Source organism: uncultured Faecalicoccus sp. (assembly GCF_944327125.1).
In the GTDB taxonomy this organism is placed as follows: Bacteria; Bacillota_I; Bacilli_A; order Erysipelotrichales; family Erysipelotrichaceae; genus Faecalicoccus.
In genome coordinates, this window is record NZ_CALVGO010000071.1 from 1 (window position 1) to 5,911 (window position 5,911).

General features: G+C 39.9%; 5 protein-coding genes. 1 reads left to right on the forward strand and 4 read right to left on the reverse strand.

Annotated elements, in window-relative coordinates:
- Both Q0K03_RS06980 and Q0K03_RS06985 read right to left on the reverse strand, forming a co-directional pair.
- Nucleotides 1–707: acyltransferase (locus tag Q0K03_RS06980; protein WP_297238990.1), on the reverse strand; the 707-nt coding region annotated here is incomplete at its 3' end.
- Nucleotides 708–748: 41 nt separating this feature from the next.
- Nucleotides 749–3,160 carry a glycyl radical protein gene (locus tag Q0K03_RS06985; protein WP_297238991.1) on the reverse strand — a complete coding sequence of 804 codons (2,412 nt, stop codon included), beginning with the start codon at nt 3,158–3,160 and terminating at the stop codon, nt 749–751.
- 116 nt (nt 3,161–3,276) lie between these two features.
- Here Q0K03_RS06985 and Q0K03_RS06990 point away from each other — a divergent pair, with 116 nt between their 5' ends.
- Nucleotides 3,277–4,173, forward strand: a complete 897-nt coding sequence (locus tag Q0K03_RS06990) for a glycyl-radical enzyme activating protein (RefSeq protein ID WP_297238992.1) — start codon at nt 3,277–3,279, stop codon at nt 4,171–4,173.
- An 860-nt stretch (nt 4,174–5,033) separates the two neighbouring features.
- On the opposite strand, the gene Q0K03_RS06995 is transcribed toward Q0K03_RS06990, so the two are convergent.
- Both Q0K03_RS06995 and Q0K03_RS07000 read right to left on the reverse strand, forming a co-directional pair.
- The gene (locus Q0K03_RS06995) at nt 5,034–5,513 is read right to left on the reverse strand and encodes a hypothetical protein (protein WP_297238993.1); all 480 of its coding nucleotides are present in this window, start codon (nt 5,511–5,513) and stop codon (nt 5,034–5,036) included.
- Between the two features lie 15 nt (nt 5,514–5,528).
- On the reverse strand, nt 5,529–5,911 hold a 383-nt coding region (locus Q0K03_RS07000), incomplete at its 5' end, for a hypothetical protein (RefSeq protein WP_297238994.1).

Genomic DNA, 5,911 nt, shown 5'->3' on the forward strand with positions numbered 1-5,911 from the left:
ACTCCGATAAAAAGAGCCATCATCACCAGAATAGGGATAACGGATAGCTTCTTTTTAAATGAAGAAGTGTAGAGCCATCCTAAGGCCATTCCCGCAAACAAAGAAAAGATTCGCGTATCGGTTCCATAATATAGCCTTGTGATATCAAAGCCCAATAGATAGCCTAAGGGCATGATCATCGCCAGGACCAGACTTAAAATACAGACAAAGAGGAAAGTAAACGATCTTCCTTTTTGTTTTCGGACCTTTCTAAATATCAGAAACAAGAAGGGAAACAAAAGATAAAACTGCATTTCAATGGATAAAAACCAAAGATGAGAAAACGGCGATGCGTTGGCAATCCGGGTGAAATAATCCATGTTCTGGGTAATCTGCCACCAGTTGTTGAAACCGCCAAAAATACTGAGCACTTCCATGCGAATGCCGTTTAACGCATTCGGCGCCAAAAAGAAATAAACCCCCAGTGTACTCAATACGACAAGGATCAAAGCCGGATAGATTCGCTTGATGCGAGCCAGAAAATAAGAAATAAAAGAAAACTTCTTTTTTCTGGCAGAAACCGTCATCAAAAATCCGGTCAGTACAAAAAAAAGGACGACCCCAAAATAGCCTCCCGGCATGACACCGGGAAGCATATGAAAGAGCGTAACGCCAAGAATGGCCAACGCCCTTAATCCATCTAAACCATAAATATATTTTTTATTCATAGTATGATTGTAAACAAATGAGGTCGTCTTTTCAATAAAGATTATAATTGTTGTTCTGTACGAGCGATGATATCATCCTGCGTGGCCTTGCTTAAGACATTGAAGAAAGCCGAATAACCAGCCACCCGAACAATCAGATCCTGGTGGTTTTCCGGATGGATCTGCGCATCCAGCAAAGTCGCTTTGTCTACGACGTTGTATTGGACATGATAACCATGCAGACGGTTGAAGAACGTTCTGATCATCATTTCCAGTTTCTGTTTGTTCTCCTCGCTGGCCAGCATGGAAGGTGTTACTTTCTGATTCAGTAAAGAACCACCTGTGATTTCGATCGTCGGCAGTTTAGAAACACTCTTGAAGACTGCGGTAGGTCCATGAGTATCCATCGCATGTGCCGGGCTGGAACCTTCAGCCAGCGGAGTTTTGGCCTTTCTTCCATCCGGTGTGGCCATAGTGCCGTATCCTTGTCCCACGTTGGCCGAGATCGAAGAAGTTCCCGCATAGCGGATCCCGCCAATCGGTCCCCGGTTATGACGGGTGTTCGGATATTTTTTCATTTCATCGATATAAGAATCATACGCCTTGACGATCAGCTGATCGGCATAATCGTCATCGTTTCCATACTTTGGCGCTTCCTGGATCAGCATCTTCTGGATCCTTTTTGATTTTTCCGAAGAAAAGTCATCTAAAAGCGCTTCCCAAAGTTCTTCCTGTGTGATCTTCTTTTCTTCAAAAACAAGCTTTCGAATCGCAGCCAGACTGTCCGCCATGTTGGCAATCCCTACCTGCAAGCCGGAAATAAAATCATAGACCGCTCCGCCTTCTTTGATCGTCTTTCCACGATGGATGCAATCATCTACCAGGCAGGAACACAAGATATCCGGAACTTCTTTTTCAGAAGCCAGGTCGATCGTATTTTCTACGATCACACTCATTCGAGTCAGCTCACGAACCGTTTTGTCCCAGGCTTCCATCAGTTCATCAAACGATTTCATATCCGTGAATTTTCCATATCCTTTGGTAAAGCGCTTTTGGCTGGTCAGATCGATACCATCGTTCATCGCAATCAAAAGGATCCGAGGAAAATTCATATAACTCATTCCCGTGCAGCGATACCCCCACTTGCCCGGTACCGCCGTTTCTACACAGCCAATGGCACTATAGTCATAGGCATCTTCTTCCTTGACGCCTTTATCGATAAAGGAAGGAATAATGATCTCATCGTTATTTAAAGCCGGCATACCAAATCCAAGCTTCATAACTTCGATGCATTCATCAAAGAAATGCGGATCGATATGCGCATGATAACGAACCGTCAGATTGGGCTGAGTCAAGCGCGTCTGGGCTACCGAAGTCAAGACCAGATACGACATTTCATTGACCGCATCCTTTTTATCCGGCGTCTGTCCTCCAATCGTTACATTTTGATACATCGGCGAACCGGCACTGGAGAATGTATGAGCTTGTGAGCGCACCTTATTTATGGTCAGTGCCTTGATCCACAGATTGCTTAAAAGTTCTAACGCCTTGGCTTCATCGATCAGACCGGCTTCCTTGTCCTTTTTATAATAAGGCTCCATATACTGATCAAAGCGTCCAAAAGAGACCGAATGTCCATTGGATTCAATCTGCAGGATCAGCTGAATGAACCACACCGACTGAATGGCTTCATAGAAACTCTGAGCCGGTTCATACGGAACCCTGGAACAGATACGCGCAATCTCCAGCAACTCTTCTTTACGTAAAGCCGATGCCTTCTGGGCTTCTTCTTTAGCCAGTTTGGCATAACGAAGGGCAAAATGCCGTACCGCTTCAATCACGATCAATACCGCATCATAGAAATGATATTTTGAAATCGATTCCGGATCCGTCAGATCCAGTTTCGATTTTTCTTCTTTGACCTGGGCTTCATACCCCTTCAACCCCTGTTTCAAGAGTTTTTTATAGTTGACAGCCAAATGCGCATCTCCGGCATTTAGTTTTCCCTCCATGCCAAAGAAGCCGGTTTCCATATACACATCCACTTCTTCTGGAAGCATAGCTTCTCCCTTCGCCCTTAGATTGATGCCTTCCCAGAAAGAGGCAATAGAGCGCAGATCTTCTTTGGTCTGTTCGGTAATGTAGAAAACATCGCCGTCTCGTTTTTCAAAGGTATCCAGTTCATCGATCACAAACTTCATCGTATATTCCGGAAATACCGGTGCATCCCGGTTGGATTCGGCCTGGTTTCCTGCCAGTAAAGATTCCTCTTCGATATAGATCGACATCTTTTCCAGAATATTCTTCAACATCAAGGCCCGTTTCAGAACGGTTGGCTTTTCCATATTATTTCGGTAAGCTTCTGTACATAGTAAAGCTCTTTGTGAGCGCACATACGGTTTGGCATCCAATACGCTTTGGCGATATTTTGCCATTCTCGGTGTCAAACTTCCAAAATGTGATGATTTTTCCATAAAAAATCCTCGCTTTCTACGTTCAGTCTAATCAGAGAAAAGGAAAATGTCAATATCATTTGTAATATATTTTAGTTTCATTTGAAACTTTCTGTTCCTTCTGTTACAATAAAACCATGAAAACAGGTACAATATTCAATATTCAGAAATTCTCAATCCACGATGGCCCCGGCATTCGTACAACGATCTTCTTTAAAGGATGCCCTTTGCGCTGTAAATGGTGCGCCAATCCCGAAAGCCAGGCCATGGATCAGCAGATCTTATGGGACCATAAAAAATGTATCCGCTGTCTACAATGTATCCAGATCTGTCCACAGCACGCCCTGTCTTTGGTCAAAGATCAGATCCATATCGATGAAACGAAATGCATTCACTGCCAGGCTTGCGTACAAAACTGTTTACAAAGCGCTTTATCGTGTGAAGGTGAAAAACAAGAAATCGATAAGATCGTAGAAATTGCCCTTCAAGACAAAGATTTCTATGAGGAATCTTCCGGCGGCATCACGATTTCCGGCGGCGAAGGCATGGCTCAGCCGGAATTTCTCAAAGATTTAGTGAAAGAATTAAAAAAACACGATCTTCATGTCGCCATTGAAACAACCGGATATGTCGAACCCTCCCTTTTCCAGGAACTGGCCCCTCTGTTTGATCTGTTGTTGTTTGATGTCAAACACTACGATTCCCATAAACACTATCAAGGAACCGGTGTCCATAATGAAAAAATCATTCAGAATCTTTCCTGGGCCCTCCAAAACAATTTGGACGTCCTGCCAAGGATTCCGGTGATCCCCCGGTTCAATGCTTCCCTTCAGGATGCCCAGGGGCTGGCAGAACTTCTGGTCAAAGTCAAAGCGAAAAAAGTACAGCTTCTGCCTTTCCATCAGTTTGGTCAGCGCAAATACGAAATGATGCACCGCAACTATGAATATGAAAATGAAAAAGCAATGCAGAAGGAAGATCTGACAGAATATCAAAATGAATTCATAAAAAAAGGCTTAGATTGTTTCTTCTAAGGCCCAAGTTGTTGACAAACTATAAATTTTAGAATTAAAGAAAAACGGTGGAATTATTATTTATTTTTCAGGTAGTTTTAAGCTAATGGTGTCTTAAACCTGTTTTTATATAAATGCAGAAATAAAAAAGAATCGTTCATAAGATAGCGCTCAATCCAATGAAACATCAAACTTTCAATTTAATCGAAATAGGATCTTATGAGCACATAGAGAAGACGCTTCTATATGAGGATTCCTCGTCTGGATAAAGAGATTCACAAACCATGAAAGAAAAGGGGAAGCTATAAGAAAACTAAAAAGATCCAGTAATAAACACCTCTGGAGGATATCACAATTTAATGATATCCATTCAGAGGTGTTTTTATTAAACCCCGGTTAATTTTGGTTCCCCAAAGCCTTCTCAAAGAGCGACTTTGTCAATGATCTAAAGCCCGTCAACGATACCCTATTTTTTTAGTATTGTTATACAGATAAAACAGTAGAACACAAACATTTCTAAAATTATAGACATATTATCAAAATTAATAATCATAAGCAAAGGAGAAAAAATGTTACTTACTTTCAACCCCGTTAATATTAATGCCCAAATAGGAGATCCTAATAGAATTATATAAATAACCGAAATGATGGCAGTTAATTTAACATATTCTGTTTTTTTAATATATGAAGATAAAACTAATATACAAAGAACATTTATCATATGTGGCAAAGGAAATATCCACCATGAATTATTTTGCTGATGATATGTTGATACATTTGCTAACTTAAAAAGATAAGATGAGACGACATACATAATTATTGGAAAAACGCTCAGTATAAGTGAATATATCTTTGCAATTTTACTATTTTTATCATTCATTTTAAGGCACCCAGATGGTATCGGAACCATTTATTGCTTTGAAGAAATAATGTTGTCCAGCTGCTTGTCCCATAATATTGAAGCTCCATGTAAAGTCTCCATGATCACTACCTGGAGTATAGCTGGAATTAACACTAATATTGCTTAAATAAGCTTGAGATCCTTCTCCACCTTTTATATATAAATATTCAATTACAATTCTAGGATCAGTGATACTAGATACTTGATAGGTGTTGACATTATAGCTTAAAGAATATGCTACTTTTATTATATATTGTACTTCATACCTACCTAAGCCGCCAGGAGCTGAAGCTATACCTTCATAAGTTTTAGATGCAGCTTTTTGCTGAAAAGCTCGAAGTTCTATTTGATTAGTGCTAGTTGTTTCTTGAGCTAATACTGCTGTAGGAAAAGAAATAAAATTTGAGAGAACCAACCCTATTATCAATAATATTTTAGGAATGATTTGCATTTTTTTCATTACTATTCCTCCTTTCTAAACATATTGTTGAATTGCGGGAGGCTTAAAAGTTACTAGTTCGTAACCTGGGAAATATCTATTAGCTAGTAACCAATATCTAATATAAATGTTGATATGGGTATCACCTGATGTTTTTTCTGCATCCATATCCTGAACAGATATTCTAAAATTATTTAAATCTTCATCATAAAGAGGTCTTAGTGAAATAGATGGACCAGTAATAGAACCTATTTTTTCTGTCTGGACATTAACTGTGTAGCTTAATCGAACTTCAACATTCCAAGATTTAGTGTAAGTAAAAGTTTGATCATGAATAGAAGAATAAACTGAAGCAGTTCCTGATTGAGCATATACTTGAACAAATATTTTTCCTTCATATGCCCTGGTTAAATTATTAT

Coding starts and splice junctions, on each gene's coding strand:
- Q0K03_RS06985 (WP_297238991.1), bottom strand. CDS start 3,160: ATGGAAAAATCATCACATTTTGGAAGTTTGACACCGAGAATGGCAAAA.
- Q0K03_RS06990 (WP_297238992.1), top strand. CDS start 3,277: ATGAAAACAGGTACAATATTCAATATTCAGAAATTCTCAATCCACGAT.
- Q0K03_RS06995 (WP_297238993.1), bottom strand. CDS start 5,513: ATGAAAAAAATGCAAATCATTCCTAAAATATTATTGATAATAGGGTTG.